The organism is Pantoea sp. nfd-35 (assembly GCF_056892255.1).
Genome location: NZ_CP122403.1, coordinates 1864398 through 1879730, shown reverse-complemented (window position 1 = coordinate 1879730; position 15333 = coordinate 1864398). Strand labels below are relative to the sequence as shown.

The 15333-nt window shown below is 46.7% G+C and carries 13 protein-coding genes; 1 reads left to right on the top strand and 12 read right to left on the bottom strand.

The features are described from left to right. Positions 1-9: 9 nt before the first annotated feature. Positions 10-852 carry a WcbI family polysaccharide biosynthesis putative acetyltransferase gene (locus P9J57_RS08765; protein WP_105088242.1) on the top strand — a complete coding sequence of 281 codons (843 nt, stop codon included), beginning with the start codon at positions 10-12 and terminating at the stop codon, positions 850-852. 259 nt (positions 853-1111) lie between these two features. Here the strand turns inward: P9J57_RS08765 and P9J57_RS08760 are convergent, their stop codons facing one another. The 12 genes from P9J57_RS08760 to P9J57_RS08705 form a co-directional block, all read right to left on the bottom strand. Next, positions 1112-2314 (bottom strand): acyl-CoA reductase, encoded by a 1203-nt coding sequence (locus tag P9J57_RS08760; protein ID WP_246872749.1) that lies wholly within the window; start codon positions 2312-2314, stop codon positions 1112-1114. Next, a complete protein-coding gene (locus tag P9J57_RS08755) occupies positions 2304-3383 on the bottom strand; it encodes a LuxE/PaaK family acyltransferase (RefSeq protein WP_024471521.1) in 1080 nt (359 codons plus the stop codon). Before P9J57_RS08755 ends, P9J57_RS08760 begins: the two co-directional genes overlap by 11 nt. Further along, complete coding sequence (locus tag P9J57_RS08750; protein WP_210511779.1) at positions 3367-4776, bottom strand: AMP-binding protein; 1410 nt, start codon at positions 4774-4776, stop codon at positions 3367-3369. The genes P9J57_RS08755 and P9J57_RS08750 overlap by 17 nt, the downstream gene beginning before the upstream one ends. 4 nt (positions 4777-4780) lie before the next feature. Further along, positions 4781-5746 carry a transketolase family protein gene (locus P9J57_RS08745; RefSeq protein ID WP_014593931.1) on the bottom strand — a complete coding sequence of 322 codons (966 nt, stop codon included), beginning with the start codon at positions 5744-5746 and terminating at the stop codon, positions 4781-4783. Next, positions 5740-6567 (bottom strand): transketolase, encoded by an 828-nt coding sequence (locus P9J57_RS08740; protein WP_014593932.1) that lies wholly within the window; start codon positions 6565-6567, stop codon positions 5740-5742. The genes P9J57_RS08745 and P9J57_RS08740 overlap by 7 nt, the downstream gene beginning before the upstream one ends. Further along, complete coding sequence (locus tag P9J57_RS08735; RefSeq protein ID WP_014593933.1) at positions 6564-7307, bottom strand: SDR family NAD(P)-dependent oxidoreductase; 744 nt, start codon at positions 7305-7307, stop codon at positions 6564-6566. The genes P9J57_RS08740 and P9J57_RS08735 overlap by 4 nt, the downstream gene beginning before the upstream one ends. A gap of 10 nt (positions 7308-7317) precedes the next feature. Next, the gene (locus tag P9J57_RS08730) at positions 7318-8061 is read right to left on the bottom strand and encodes an SDR family NAD(P)-dependent oxidoreductase (RefSeq protein WP_019105012.1); all 744 of its coding nucleotides are present in this window, start codon (positions 8059-8061) and stop codon (positions 7318-7320) included. Between the two features lie 8 nt (positions 8062-8069). Next, complete coding sequence (locus P9J57_RS08725; protein WP_013026151.1) at positions 8070-8306, bottom strand: hypothetical protein; 237 nt, start codon at positions 8304-8306, stop codon at positions 8070-8072. 34 nt (positions 8307-8340) lie between these two features. Beyond that, positions 8341-9444, bottom strand: coding sequence for an FkbM family methyltransferase (locus P9J57_RS08720; RefSeq protein ID WP_014593935.1), 1104 nt, complete (start codon positions 9442-9444; stop codon positions 8341-8343). A 26-nt stretch (positions 9445-9470) separates the two neighbouring features. After that, positions 9471-10121: an acetyltransferase gene (locus P9J57_RS08715; RefSeq protein ID WP_019105013.1), complete on the bottom strand. Its 651-nt coding sequence runs from the start codon at positions 10119-10121 to the stop codon at positions 9471-9473. 404 nt (positions 10122-10525) lie between these two features. Next, complete coding sequence (locus P9J57_RS08710; RefSeq protein ID WP_013026154.1) at positions 10526-11671, bottom strand: DegT/DnrJ/EryC1/StrS family aminotransferase; 1146 nt, start codon at positions 11669-11671, stop codon at positions 10526-10528. A 78-nt stretch (positions 11672-11749) separates the two neighbouring features. Then, the gene (locus P9J57_RS08705) at positions 11750-15211 is read right to left on the bottom strand and encodes a glycosyltransferase family 2 protein (protein WP_483279472.1); all 3462 of its coding nucleotides are present in this window, start codon (positions 15209-15211) and stop codon (positions 11750-11752) included. Positions 15212-15333: the final 122 nt, after the last annotated feature.

Sequence of the window (15333 nt, the reverse complement as noted above, 5' to 3'; positions counted from 1 at the left end):
TTAAAGCCAATGAAAGTCGCCACCATTGGCAACTGCCAACTTGAAATTGTCGGCCAGTTGCTAAGTAATTATTCTGATCTTCATCGCGGTGCCATTAAGCAGGTGGTAAATACGCCCATTTATAAGCTTGATGCGCAACGGGATGTTATCAATCTTATGCATGAACTTGAAAGTTGTGATCATATCTATATGCAGTATCACTCAGAACGCTGGGGGATGCTTTCAACTGATAAGCTGGCAGCGTATTTCGACATCCGTATTCTGCCGACGATGGAGTCCCGTGTATCCACCCCTCAACTAGGTTATTTTCCTGCGCCTGTCCCGGAGTTAATGGTCTATGTAGATTATCGCTTCCTGCATCTTTATTTAACAGGCCATCAGCACGGGGATGCAGTTTCTCAATATCATAAAGTGAGTTATGATAATCAGAAGCAGCATAATATGGTCATTGAAGACGCAAAGCGTTATCACAAACTTTTTCAGGAAGAGAAAGTCGCATTTGACTATTCCCACTTTTATCAGGAATCAATGTTTAAAAATAAGCAGTGCTATAGTACCGTTAGTCATCCAAACAATAAGCATCTGAGCGTTTTTTTGAGTGCTATCTTTTATGATCTTTTCAAAGAAAATAAAAACTTTGATCTCAATGGTAACGATTTACTCAATAATTATTATGCCCCTGAGATTGGAAGTGGTGACCAGAGTTATCTGATGATGCGCGACACAGGACTTTCTCTGGCGGGTAAAATCAACTACTCATTTTTCTCTTCCCAAGACGATGAGATATTGAAAAAATCTTTGCTAAAGTCGGCCTATTATCAGGGATTACAGGCTGAATTCCAGAATGTTTAATTACGGCTTATCCTGATTCGATAATGTTTTAGCGTAGTTCGCGTGTTGCACACTACAGGCTATTGCATAAGAATATCTGCCCTGAGGCGAATCAAACAATCGCCCTCTGAGTAACAACAGATTCAAAAAATATGGGTAACTACAACACGCCATTGTTAATAATATAAAAGGTGCTTTATTAGCACCTTTTTACCATACAACCCGCGCAGTCTTGTCAGCTGGTTACGTACGTTATGAATGAACCCACAATATAAAAGATTCAAACATTAACAATGCGTGTAAGCATATAGATTAAATCAAAGCCATCCCACTGCAAGGTGAATTGAAGAGCCTGACCTATTTCGACAAGGCGATCTACGCCTGCTGGCCTGTACGCCATGATAAATTCAGCCAGTGCTGCAGATTCCATTCCATAATATGACAGCGTCTGGCAGGTCCCGCTACACAACGGTAAAATCTCGCACAACGTGTTAATTTGATATTCAAGAAAATAGCCGCACGTCCCGCTGTGAGATAAACTTTCTGAAGACAACGCAGGAAGCTCAACACGCATCAACCGATTATGGCTCAACGGGTGGCGTTTTACCCCGTCAACTTGCGCGCTGAGCAGGCAGAATTGCGTCAACTTCTGAACTGCACTCGCCGCTTGCAATGTGTATCGCTCTTGTACTATTCGGTCAAAATGTTTCCAGAATATACGTTGAGCTTGCTCGCGAATCTCTGCATTCTCACCCAGCCAGACGACTAATCCAGGTGAAGAGCAGGCATTTTGATCGCTGTGTAATGTGTCATTGTAAAAATCACTAGCAATGCGTTCTTTATTGACAGCATCAAGATACCCCTGAGCTCCAATAACACAAAACGAGTGTCGATTGGCGAAAGTGATGTCCAGCGCTCTTGGGCCTAAAGGGGACTGACGCAGCATCGCTATCGTATTATCCCCTCCCCAAATTAACCTTGTCTGACAGAGCAGTGAAAGCGCATCATTCACGTCTTTCTGTTTATCGTAGCGCACCAGCACGATATAGGGGGCAATATGGGGATGGTCATTTAGCGCCTGCCTGAGGGCCGTGCAGATCATCGAAATCTGGACAAAATCTTTACCTGGTAGACGAACGACATTGGCGTTTCCCGCCAGTAAGCCCACAAGCAGTGAATAAGCAAAATTCACTGCAACATTCGCCGGCGCGATGTGAAATGCCGCCCCTCTGCCTAACCGGTGCTCAAGGCCGGCATAGCGGGATTGCATTTGACGTAGCGAGGCCGGTCGACACCAGAATACCAGGCTTGCGACATCACTCCATTGCTTAACGTCCGGTAACTGAAAAAGATATTGAGAGAAGGTGTCAATAAACCCCATAATTTCTGGCGCGAATGGCTTATAGGCCGGCACTTTATTAAGCATTGCCAACCGCTGGGCATCGCCAATCAGGAATGTGACCTGTTCGAATTTATCCGCCATAGGTATCACTGCATCCTCTGATCTCAGCATTTTTAAGACGCCCTAATACCTGAAAATATTTCCCCATACGACCACAGGAACAATCATCCTCGCCCAGCAAAATGCCTTCATCTTCCGTAAGCAAAGAGTGTCCCGGGTAGGACTCGGGCAGCGCAGACAGAACCTGAATAATGCCTGCCTGCCCAACAGGACACACTGAAAAATCCTGCGGATCGCGAATAATAACGTCGGAAAAAAGGCTGGCATGAAGATGACCGTATTCACACTGCATATAGATACAGCCTGTTTGCTCAACCATGCCGTAATAGTCACTAACGCGGGTAATGCCGCACACTGAATTTAAGCGCTGCGCAAACGCGGACGCAGAAATGGCCTGGGCCTGTAGCTTTTTCCATCCCCCACCGTGTATAAGTGTGGCCTGAGATAAATCATAACGGCCAGCGCAGGCCTCAAGCGCTTTATAAAAATGCTGCCAGACCATAAACGTGAAGCCAAACAGCAACAACGGCTTACCGGCATGCTTCCGCAGAAAGGCAGCCAGCACGTCGTGATTGAGATTCATCTCTTCATCCAGTGCGTAGGCCCTGTCTGCTCCAAACATGGAAAACCCCAGAATGCCTGCCCCTCGAGCCGAGAACATGGCGCGATCTTTCATCACAGCAGGTGAGTCAATTATCAGCATCGGTAAACGGGCGGCGCCAATGAAATCACTGACAATCTTTATCAACACCTTCTGTTGAAGTGCCGCCGTGCTTTTATCGAGATAGATGCGTGATACTTGCTGGCCACTGGTTCCAGAAGAGGTCATCGTTTTAACGATATGGTCCTCTGGCACGCTACTCAGAGTAAGTTGTTTGAAGAGTGAAACGGGTAAAAAAGGCAAAGCATCGGGTTCAGATAATGATGCGAGATCGCACTGCTGCGCGGCCAGGATGCGCTGATAGGCCAGACAATCTCGTTGATGATGGACGCTTAGTTCATGCAGTCGCTTAAAGAGTAACGCCTTTTTCTCCGCTTTGGGTAATGAAAACGGCGCAGGGATAAATCCCTCTTCAAATCCCGGTTTCATCAGCCATGAGCCTCTCGTAATGGGTTTTACCTGAGGATGTTTTTACCAGGGTGTCGACGACATTGATTTTGAAGGCAGAGGTATGAAGTTTTGTCACCTGTGAGGCAAAACGTTTTACTTCATCTGCCAAATCGGGTTGGGTAATGAAAACGGTAAGTTGATCGTCACGTCCCACGCAGGCGCAATCAAGTCCAATAAAATGCGTTTTGAGGAGCTGCTCCATCTCATCTAAGCCAACGCGATTACCAAATATTTTCAGGAACCGTTTTTTTCGCCCCACAATATAAAAGCAACCATCCGCGTGCTGGGTGGCAATATCACCTGTGATTAACAGCCCGTTGAGATCATCACCTCGGTGAAGGTCGTCTCCGTCCGAAGCATATCCCATCATCACATTATCGCCATGGTAATAAAGCTCACCTTGTTCACCCATAGTGGTAATCAGACTCCCATCTTCGCGATGAAGTGTTAATTTCCCTCCCGGGATGGCAAGACCAATTGAGCCACATTTTGACTGTGCAAGCTCAGCAGGCAACCATGCCATACGCGCTGTCGCTTCTGCCGCGCCATACATCACGACAAACTTTTTACTGTGCTGCTGTGCATAATCGGCAAAGAATTGATGCATCGCAGTTGAAAGCTTACCACCTGCCTGAGTCAGCGTGCGTAAGGCAGGAAACGACATACGCGAAAAGCGCAAGCGATGCAGCATTTCAAACGTATAGGGAACCCCTGACAAAGAAGTCACGTTTTCAGACGCCATCTGCTGCCAAAACTCACGCTGCATAAGACCATAGCGCGTCAGTATCAGCGTCGCTCCCACCAGTAAATGACTATTAACAACAGATAAACCAAATACGTAATTGAGCGGCAAATGGACCAGAGGCTTTTCAGTTTCATCCAGTGCCAGGTATTCACTGATACTGGTGGCGTTGCTTTGCAGGTTTTGCTGACTCAGACGAACCAGTTTAGGGCTTCCTGTTGAGCCTGAGGTCGTAACCAACAGGGCGAGTTGAGGATGTAATTGCTGAGGGGCCTTACCTGTCGCAGTGAACTGATAATCCAGCGTTTGATAATGGCTTTCACCCTGAACTTGACCAGTGGGAGCCCAAAGAAACGCCGGCCGGTAAGTGGTAATCAACTCAGCAAGATGCGTGCTATCCAGGTCCGCATCAAGCAGTAAAGGAACCGCCCCACATCGCAGACAAGCCAGATAGCCAATAAGCGTTGCAGTGGTATTCCGACACAGAATGAATATCAGCAGTCCAGACTTAAGTCTGCCTTCCATTTGCGTCACTTCCGTTAACAGCTCAGCGTAACGCCAGCGTAAACCGCTATCGTCAATCACAGCGAGTTGCCGGGGATCATGTTGTTCAATACGCCAGAAAGACATTGGCTTACCTCAGTTCCGTCTGAATACGGTCAGTGATCTGTGCTGCCGTCAGTCCGGCCTGCTCAAGCATCCAGTTGTAATCCCCTGCATGTGGATAACCCTGCGGTATACCGATAATAAGTTGAGCGGGTTTCGTGCTTTTAGGTGCGAAATATTCAGCAACGGCACTGCCTAAACCGCCAATTTCACTGTGCTCTTCAAGGGTAACAACAAGCTTGTTATTCAATAAATGATCAAGTGTTTCAGTATCCAACGGCTTGATGGTATGCATGTCAATAACGGCCGTATTAATCCCTTTCGCTTGCAGTTCATCTGCAACCTGCAAGGCAACACTCACCATCGTGCCCGTGGCAACCAGCGCTACCTCATCACCCATTTTTAAGGTAATGGCGCGCCCAATCTTCAGGTCAAAATTTTCTTTATAAACAATAGGTGCACGCATATTGCCGGTCAGTCGGAGATAGACAGGGCCCGGATGGTGCAAAGCGGCTTCCGTCATTTTCGCGGTTGCAGTACAGTCAGCAGGTGACAGAATGGTGATATTTGAGACAGCGCGTAGAGCCGCCAGATCTTCTATACCATGATGCGTGGCTCCGAACATACCTGTCGCCAGGCCTGAGGCCAGTCCGACCAGTTTGACATTCTCTTCCATGTAGCCAAGATTCAGTCGCACTTGTTCAGCGGCACGAAAAGTCAGGAAGTTCGCAAATGAGGTGACAAAAGGTACGTATCCACCCGCAGCAAGTCCACCCGCCACACCAACCATATTTTGCTCAGCGATGCCGGCATTAAAGAAACGGTCAGGATAGGTATTTGCAAAACGATCAAGCCCAGACGATTTGCAGAGATCGCCTGATAATGCGACGATTTTAGGATGGTCGGCTGCCAGTTCAAGCAGAGCAAGACCAAAGGTACCGCGGGAACCTAGCATGGCCCATGAACGCACTGAGACGGGTTTAATGTTCAGCATGGTGCCTCCTGTTCAAGTTCGCTTAATGCCTGCTGCATTTGTTGCTCATTTAAACGGTTGCGATGAAAGTCTTTATTATTTTCCATAAATGAAACGCCCTTACCCTTCAGTGTTCGGGCAATAATCACTTTGGGCTTACCTTCATGAGGAGCATTAAAAGCATCAATAAGCGCCTGATAATCATGACCATCACATTCCAGCGTTTGCCAGCCGCAGGCGGACCACAAGGCAGGAAGGTTCATTCGCATAATATCCGCAGTGAATCCATCTGACTGCAGGCCATTTTGATCAACAACGACCGTCAGATTATCCAGCTTTTGCTGTGCAGCCATGAAAGCGCCTTCCCAAATCGCCCCTTCATTGCACTCACCATCCCCCACGACGACGAACGTCTGCCACGGCTGCTGTTGCAAGCGACGACTTAACGCCAAACCTATAGCAAAACTCATTCCCTGCGCCAGGCTGCCGGCTGAAAAATCAATACCAAAGGCTGCATGCCGGGTAGGATGGACCTGTAACACGGAACCATTGATTTCAAAGCTATTCAGCTGCTGTTCAGTAATGATTTTATGATGGTGCAAAGTGGCATAGAGCCCAAGTGCGGCATGGCCTTTACTCAAAATAAAGGTGTCGCGTTGTTTATCTGTGATTCGATCGGGTTGATAGCGCATAACAGTGCTAAACAGCACGGTGAGCACGTCCGTCATAGACAGCGCTGGGGAAATATGTACGCCATCACTTGGTGCCTGATACGCGGCTTTAAGAATAGTAATGCGGGTAGCCGTCGCGGTTTTTTTTAGCTGCTGGATGGACATATTCATTTCAGACCGCCATCAACGCGAAGCGTTTGCCCGGTGATATAGCTGGATAAATCGGAAGCGAGGAACAACGCCGTTTCAGCGATTTCGGCAGGCAACCCTTGCCGGCGTAAATCGGTGCTTTGACGTGCTGCTTCAACGATATGTTCGGGCATGGTTAGCAGCATGTCGGTATCGGTGATACCGGGCGCGATAGCATTCGCGCGAATGCCATGCTCACCCAATTCGGCGGCCACAGATTTTGTCATCGCGATCAATGCCGCTTTAGAGGCGCCATAGGCTGACTTGCCTGGGTTGCCATCTTCCCCGGCCGTAGACGCGATATTCACCAGACTGCCTTTTTTATGGCGCATCATCAGCTTGACCATAAACTGGCTGAACAAATACACCGCAAAGAAGTTAACTTCAAACTGCTGGCGTAACTGTGCTTCAGTTGTCATTTGAAAAAGGCTGTTATGGGTAATACCGGCATTGTTAATCACGGCATCCAGGCAGCATTTATCAGCAATCAGCCGCTTTACAGCTAGCTTCATTGCGACATGGTCTGTCATATCAAAACATAATGGCCATATGTTCACCTGATACTTCTCGGCTAATTGCGCCATGTCAGCCAGAAACTCAGCCGTTTCTGCTCTGGCATGCGCATAAATGTCTGCGCCATTGGCCGCAAAAATTTCAACCATTGCACGTCCCATACCGCGACGGCAGCCGGTAATTAATACCGTTTTATTTTTCATCAACATGCTAGTGCCCTCAACCCATTCCGCCGTCGACACGAATGACCTGTCCTGTTACATAGCTTGCATTATCGGATGCAAGCCATAGCAATGTATTGGCAACTTCGTCAGGCAGTCCGGGACGTTTTAATTCGCAGCGGGCCATCTGACGCGCCATGACCTCTGTCGGTAATGTTGACGTCATTTGCGTGCTGATGACGCCCGGCGCAATGGCATTCACTCTTATACCCTGTGGACCAAGCTCCGCCGAGAGTGTTTTCGTTGCTGCTAACCACGCCGCTTTTGAAGCGGAATACGCCAACTGGCCGACATTTCCATCAAGTGCTGAAATGCTGGAAATATTAACGATGCTGCCTTTTTTATTACGCAGCATCAGACGCGTGATGTATTGGGTAAACACAAGCTGAGAAAACAAATTGATGCTAAATGTTTTATGAAGTTGCTCGTTCGTCATCATGGGAAAAAGCGCATCAAAATTAGCACCGGCAATATTAATTAATATTTCAACAGGCTTTTTGGCTTTCTGAATCTGTTGTGCCGCGGCCTTAACCGACTCATCACTCAGTAAATCAAAATAAACAGGGACAATCTCAACGTCGTTTTCATCCATTAACTGCTTGATGAAAAACATGAAATCAGGATCTTCATGCTGGCAACAGGCAAAAACTGATGCGCCTGACGCGGCGAACGTCGCAAGCGTTGCCTTGCCGATACCTTGCAGACATCCCGTTATGACTGCCCATTTTCCAGCAAGAAGCATAATAACTCCTATAATTCTACGTCGTATTTTTTCAGGATTTCTTTGCCTTCAGACCAGGAAGAGAAGGCAATAATATCTTCGGTATCCAGCATGATATCGAAGGTATCTTCGAGTGCGGCGATCATGCTCATGTGCCCAACGGAATCCCAGGATGGTGTATCCTGATATTTGTAATCCGGCAGGATGGATGCATCGACTTCAAAGGTTTCTACAAAAATAGCATTGTAACGTTCGATATTAGACATAGTATTTCTCTCATTATCTTTTTAGCGTACTTTGTTAATATGGCAAGGCGTAAAGAACAAGGTCATATGCATATTTACGGTGATGCCAACGCAAACAAAAACGATAGTCGTCATGCAAAGCTTTAATGTAGGACGGGATAATAAACAAGTCGTCCAGCCGATGATAAAAGCTAAGTGCAAGTAATGGTTTATGCTTTAAAATCGTGGCCTCGGCACCTTTAAGCGCTTGCTGTTCAGCACCCTCAATATCCATCTTTATAAATGTAACAGGTTCATCATTTACAACACGGTCAATACTCGAGACTGAAATTTTATGATGACTGCCCCCTTCAACAATCCCTGAATTCTGGTCACCACTTTCATTAAAACTCAGTTCGTCATTCTTCGACCACACGCCAGAATGAATACACGAAACATTTGACAGATGATTAGTATTGCTCACCAATTTCTTAAAGTTTTTTGAGTCAGGTTCAAATGCATAAATTTTTCTCGCTGGTGCAAGGTTGAGTTCGCGTAAATTCTTTACAAACGAAAGGACTGTATCGCCATCATAAGCACCGCAGTCAACAAAAATCTCATCGTTCCCAAGTGTCACGAGTTCATCATTAAAGTAAGCATTATCGCTATGATAAGGGAGCAGATGACCAACCTGACCGCAAATTCTTTGATTAAGGTAAGCTGTAAATGTTTTCCGTGAAAAATCATCACCGAACGAGTCGTATAAAGCCTGAAGGCTGTCACGATTATCAAAACAAAAATCGTAATCAATCATGCCTGCACTGAACATTTCGATTGAAGAAGGATCACAAATTATCAATTCTTCAGCATTTTTTTGTAGCTTTTCTATCAAAAAATCAGTACAGGTCTGAAAACCAATTATATAATTAAATCGCTGGGGTAGGTCAACCAGCTCTTCAATAGCGCGGACTTCAATGTGTTCATGTTTTTCGTTAGGCATATACTCAAGCGTTAGCGCTGAGCAATATAAACTCACACCCTGCTTATCTAAAAATTTCTTAAAAACATTGGCGACATACCCATTACCGCAAAGCACAACAGGAAGGCCATTTTTGCGGAACCGCGCGATAGCAGATAAAAAATAGTGTTCTCGTTCTGTAATTTCTGACAAAAAATTCATTCTTACCTCAGAGTCTGTAGCGCAGTTCACAGTGATTTAAAAACCCGCTTTTCATCATTATTGCGCATCACCCGAGCTGGATTCCCCAACGCAATACCTTCTTCACGGATATCGTTAAAGACGACGGCACCCATACCGATAATAGCGTCATTGCCTACAGTAATTTTCTGCTGTAAGACCGCACTCATGCCAATAAATACGCGATCGCCGATCACGACATTGCCACCAGTCGTAACAAACGTAGATATCACAACGTGATCGCCCACCTGAGCGTCGTGCCCCACGCTGGCGTTAGGTTGCATATAAACGTTACTGCCAAGCGTCACATCACAGGAAAGATAAACGCCTTTTGCGAGCACACAACCAGGCCCAACGCGGGTACATTCGGTAACGGTAACATCGGGATGAATAAGCGTGGCAAGTGCCAGGTGATGAGAGGCAGTTTTATCAGCGAGTTGCGCACGGAGTGACGGCTCGCCCACCGCAATAACCACTTCAATGTGCTGCGTCAGCGCCTGGTCAAAACTAACAACCGGGATACCTTTAACATCACGATTGGGCGAAATATCATCAATGAAAATCAGACCATCCCAACGATGAGCCTGTTTTTCAATCTGCTGAGCAAGAAGTAAGACTTCTCTTCCCAGTCCACCCGCACCATAGATCGCTAATTTCACTGTCTGCTTTACCTAACTCAAACTGAATAGCACTAATTTACCAGACCAGATTCAAGTTTCTGGCTGGGAATACCGTACGTTTTCTGTCGTTAATTAAGACATTGAATAATTCAGGAAGCAGTGAAAAGCAGGTACTCAATGCATGGCTTTGCTGACAAGGCTGAGGAAAGAGTGCTGTGATGCTGAACAGAATGATCGTGCTGCTCAGAAAATGGTGTTGTGCTGTCGCATCTGGCATGTGAGAAAGAGGGTCAACATTCTGTCTGTCCCCTTTAAAAATAGTCTGGACGTAGGTATCTAATCTCCAGCCGGCCCTGTTGCTCAGTTGGGGTAAAGGAGACAAACATGCCAGATACGCGCACCTCTGGCATGTTTATTTATTAACATCCATAACTGCTGCTGAATCAGGCCACCGTTTTCATCTGGCTAACAGACAGGATGATCTCAATAATTTTGTTTTGATCGTCGACACTGAGGCTCGGATGTATCGGCAAACAAAGCACCTGATGAGACAGGCGCGTTGCCTCAGGCAGATTGCCAGGATGTGATGAAGCATAACTTTTATACATTGGAAATTCTGAAATGAGTGGGTAGAAATAGCGACGAACATAAATATCTTGTTGCTTAAATAATTGATACAGCGCATCGCGGCTCATTGGAAAATACTGCTCGTCGATAAACACGGCACAGTATGAGTAGTTCCATGTTAATCCTTGCGGAAGATGACTGAACGACAGCCCTTCCACCGAACCCAATGCCGCGACATATTTTTCGTAAACATCAGCCCGACGAGCAAATGCATTATCAAGATGCTTGAGCTGTAACAACCCAAATGCGGCCTGAACTTCATTCATTTTGCCGTTTATACCCGGAGCCACTACCGTAGTTTCGTCAGCGAAACCGAAATTTTTAAGAAAATCGATGCGGCGTTTAACACTTGCATTAGGGCAAACGATCGCCCCACCTTCAAATGTGTTAAATACTTTAGTGGCATGGAAACTAAGGATAGATAAATCACCATGATTCAGAACGCTTACTCCATCCTGCTTAACGCCAAAACAGTGAGCAGCATCGTAGATCACCTTCAAGCCATAATTGTCCGCGATACGCTGAATACCCTCTACATCGCAAGGAATGCCATAGCAGTGAACGGGAAGAATCGCACTGGTATTAGGTGTAATGGCGGCCTCAATTTTTGCCGGGTCCATGTTGCAGGTGACAGGATCAATATCGACAAAAATGGGCTTAATGCCGTTCCACAAAAGCGAGTGTGATGTCGCAACAAATGAATAGGGTGTCGTAATCACTTCCCCCGTCACACGTAACGCCTGTAAGGCGGTGACCAGCGCAAGTGTACCGTTAGCAAACAGGCAAATATGTTCAACACCCAGATACTCGGCGAGCGCTTTTTCTAACTCCTGATGGTAAGGCCCCCCATTCGTTAGCTGTTTGCTCTGCCAAATTTGTTCCAGATAGGGTAAAAACTCTTCAAGCGGCGGCAAAAGCGGGCTTGTTACGAGTACATTTTTCGATTGGCCATTATTTTGCATACTGTAAGCACCCGCTGTTAATTTTGCTTCATATAAAGAACCCGCCTCGCTGACTTACCGCTGTGGCACAGGTTCTTGTTATCCGTTATTTTTGCTCAACCCTAATGCTTTAAACCAGCACGCTTTAGCGTCCTCGCTGTCGATAAGCGCAGAAAGTGAGGCCTGTAACTGGCTTGCAGTCTGTATGGTTTCGTCTGGCGCCTCACATCGCAAATGAATCGCCTTTTTCCAGGCATCTGCATTGTTTTTAACTTTCCAGCCCGGTAGTGCACACGCTAAAGAAGGCACATCACTGCTTACAGCTGGAATTGAGCACGCGGCTAACTGCATCAGGCAAAAATTATCTTTAAAACGGTTTTCATCAATGCTACTTCGCGGTACGACAGCGAAATCAATTGAAAGCGATGCCAGTTGCTTAACCAGACGACGCTCATCAAAATAACGATGTGTTTCAGCAATATAGGGCAACCACGCCTTGGGCGAGTCGCCCAGTATTATCCAGTCAAGTTGGTCTGTATAACTTACAATCGCAGCATCAAGCAGCTGGCAATCTTTTTCTTCCAGATAATGGGTGATACAAAGCACACGCGGTTTTGCGCTATGTTGCTGGTTTTCTCTATCATGACATTGCTCTGAAAGAATATTAGGCAGAATAACGGCCATTTTATGCCGCTTTTTGAGCCAATTGACATAAGCGCTACTTGACGTCAGCCAGGTGCTGATGAGTTCATTTTCAAATAGAATTTTGAGATTAAATCTGTTGATGTCATCACTGAGGGCATAGCTTATCTGGCAGGCGCTATGCTGCTTGAACTGTTTTACGCACTGGCAAAGATCGTTATTCACTTCTCCCGCGATCAGCAGCACATCGGGCTTTAATCTGTACAACTCAGGTGCCGTTGGAACACGTTCAAGCAGTAATAAATGAAGTGAGCACGCTGACGCAAGCATTTCCAGCGTTAAAATCAGACGTTGCACAGTAGCATCTTGTTGCCCACCGACAATCAAGACCACATTAGGTACGCCGTGGTGATGCAACGGATTCCAGCTGGCACTCAACGTTGTATCTGGCTGAAAGAGCCGTTGACTCAAGCTGTACCCAAGGCTGTAAACGGGATCCTGGGCAATAACCGCCAACCAGCGTTGGTAAAAAAGAGTGAGTTCTGATGAAGGTTGAGGCAAACACTCGGACGGATAGCCTGTGATGACATGATCTTTTGCTACCACACTGTAAGGCGTACAGATCGATAGATGCCCGGTTTCGCGAATGCGCAGCCCTAAGTCAAGACTGGCTAACAAGGGCTGAGTAAACTGTGTGTCAAATCCGCCAGTTTGTTGCCACAGGCTGTTGCGGATCAGTAAACAATCTTTACTCAGTGCCGAATAATCGCAATCGCTGAGCAGCCGCGAAAGGTTACCTGCACGGCCCCAGTTCTCACCATATCCCATCGGAAAAGCAAGGCCATTTATCCCTAAAAGATAACCCGCACAGACTATCTGATTATTAAAATTGATCAGTTGTGGCGCCACGCAACCGACTTCTGGACGAAGAGCGTGGTTTACCAGTGCCGTAAACCAGGTACTGCTGACGAAGGCGGTATTGGCATTGAGCAAGAGCAGGTATTCACTCGTTGCATGCTGACTCGCCCTGTTAATCGCCATCATGTCTGACCTTTCATGGCTTTCAACAATGTGGATTACGGCCGTATTGTTTTTTACCAGCCAGTCGAGCCAGGCTCGAATCTCGTCAGACGTGTGCGGTTGAACGACAACGCGCATCTCAAATGCCTGGGTTGGCATTTGCTGATAAAGTGTAGTGAAGCAGCGCTGGAGAGCGGGCAAATTATCTCCCGCTACCAAAATCACTGACAGTGAGAGCGTGATGTTCCTACCATATTGTATCTGCCACGGTTTGCCTGGCTGAGCAGTAGCACTTCCCTGATCAAATCCTCTCTGCAAAAGGTAACGCTGAAGCAGTTGCTGTTGCTCTTGAGACGCAGTAGCAGTGCAGACCTCTTTCGGTATCAGCGCTATGACATCCGATAAATGTCCGATAGCGCCAATATCAAACCGAATGAGTAGCTTTAAAATCGCATCAAGTTCAAAACAACGCTGATAGTCGGTGTCCAGACCGCCAATGGCCATAAGGGCTTCACGATGAAAGAAGCCGCGTTGCAAATAGAGATGTGGGGCGCTTAAAAAAAGATCCAGATTGAAAGCAGGTTTAAAGTGCGGGCTCAGCACACCATTGACTTCTTTAATCGCTTCGTCGGCATAGACCAGGGCCAGATGATGGATATCCTGTAATGCATCAATAGCCAGTCTTATACCCTGAGCACTGTAATCACATCCCGCGGGAATGAACTGAACCCAGTCAAATACGTTTTGCTCTGCCAGGCTGTTAACGACGGACAGTAAACGTTCAGGAGGGCAATAATTTAAGGGCGAGTTCGGTTTAGTATTAGCTGAATCAGAGGAAACTATCACTATCTGACTGCCAATAGCGTGTTCAAATTGAGGCAGCAAAGTATTAAGTGTTTGCTGTATGTCACCGCCCTCATGCTGCTGTATAACAATCAGTAAGCGGGGGATGTTCTCAGGTGTTGCCGGCCATAATGTTTGCGGCACGCTGCGATGCTGTAACCAGTGGGTCAAACTGTGTTGCTGTTTTTCTGCATCCTTTTGCGCGGCCTGCTGTTGCGTCAATGCGACGAAACGCTCAAACTGACGCTGCCCCGTCTCCCGGCGCGCCAATATATTTTCCCGCATTTTGCCGAGGGTTTGACGCGCACGGGCAATCCCTTCCGCTGAGTTTTCTAGCGTGATACCAGCACCATCATTATCACGTATCGTGATCGTATTGATAGCAAGGTGCTCATAGCCTGCAGCCCTCAGTGCTACAACAGGGCTTCCGCACAAAATCGCCAGCGCACAGGTTCCAGACGACTCATAAGAGTAGAGAACGTTGGTCCGTTTTAGTAACTGTGCAAGTTCCGACAGGGTGAGCGGATTTTCCATTGACAAAATCTGTATGTCTGCTGGAAGCTGGCTGAAATCAACAGCCGATTTCGGGATGCGATTCAAATAAAGAACGTGCAAATCTTTATGCGGATTATCGTCACGGAACACATCAAGATCGTAAGCTTCAAGACACAGAATTTCAGGATTAACGGCTTTCTCTGCAAATTCACTGCGATACCAGAAAAAAAGATCGTCTGGGCCGGCTTCCAGCCTGTTTTTCATGATGATCCCTTCCCTGTTCAGCATATAACGAACACTAACTGGGGCAGATAACGGATTTCCGGAGGTAACTTCTGGATAAACGGCTATCCAGGGTTGGCCACTATTCTGAATATCATTCCATTGTTTTTCGTCCAGGCGCGGCGTATTCCATTCAGGATTAACTTCACAGTTCACCATCCAGGCTTTACCGCCTTGCTCATTTATCATATGACAGAGTCGATGCATGACCTGAATACCCAGTGAAGATTCACGATAATCAGGGGACAATAACAAGTAAGGGTAGGTAAATTTATCCATTCTGGTTTCAACCTGTACGGCGCGGTAACACTGTTAACGATATTGAAGGCACCTAAAGCACAATGACGCTTGCTGACTCTGTCATTGGCGATAACGCGGTGCCTGTTTATTCGGATGTTAAA

What these genes read in the sequence shown, in the direction of transcription:
- P9J57_RS08765 (WP_105088242.1), top strand. Translation starts at nt 10, where the DNA reads ATGAAAGTCGCCACCATTGGCAACTGCCAACTTGAAATTGTCGGCCAG.
- P9J57_RS08760 (WP_246872749.1), bottom strand. Translation starts at nt 2,314, where the DNA reads ATGGCGGATAAATTCGAACAGGTCACATTCCTGATTGGCGATGCCCAG.
- P9J57_RS08755 (WP_024471521.1), bottom strand. Translation starts at nt 3,383, where the DNA reads ATGAAACCGGGATTTGAAGAGGGATTTATCCCTGCGCCGTTTTCATTA.
- P9J57_RS08750 (WP_210511779.1), bottom strand. Translation starts at nt 4,776, where the DNA reads ATGTCTTTCTGGCGTATTGAACAACATGATCCCCGGCAACTCGCTGTG.
- P9J57_RS08745 (WP_014593931.1), bottom strand. Translation starts at nt 5,746, where the DNA reads ATGCTGAACATTAAACCCGTCTCAGTGCGTTCATGGGCCATGCTAGGT.
- P9J57_RS08740 (WP_014593932.1), bottom strand. Translation starts at nt 6,567, where the DNA reads ATGAATATGTCCATCCAGCAGCTAAAAAAAACCGCGACGGCTACCCGC.
- P9J57_RS08735 (WP_014593933.1), bottom strand. Translation starts at nt 7,307, where the DNA reads ATGTTGATGAAAAATAAAACGGTATTAATTACCGGCTGCCGTCGCGGT.
- P9J57_RS08730 (WP_019105012.1), bottom strand. Translation starts at nt 8,061, where the DNA reads ATGCTTCTTGCTGGAAAATGGGCAGTCATAACGGGATGTCTGCAAGGT.
- P9J57_RS08725 (WP_013026151.1), bottom strand. Translation starts at nt 8,306, where the DNA reads ATGTCTAATATCGAACGTTACAATGCTATTTTTGTAGAAACCTTTGAA.
- P9J57_RS08720 (WP_014593935.1), bottom strand. Translation starts at nt 9,444, where the DNA reads ATGAATTTTTTGTCAGAAATTACAGAACGAGAACACTATTTTTTATCT.
- P9J57_RS08710 (WP_013026154.1), bottom strand. Translation starts at nt 11,671, where the DNA reads ATGCAAAATAATGGCCAATCGAAAAATGTACTCGTAACAAGCCCGCTT.
- P9J57_RS08705 (WP_483279472.1), bottom strand. Translation starts at nt 15,211, where the DNA reads ATGGATAAATTTACCTACCCTTACTTGTTATTGTCCCCTGATTATCGT.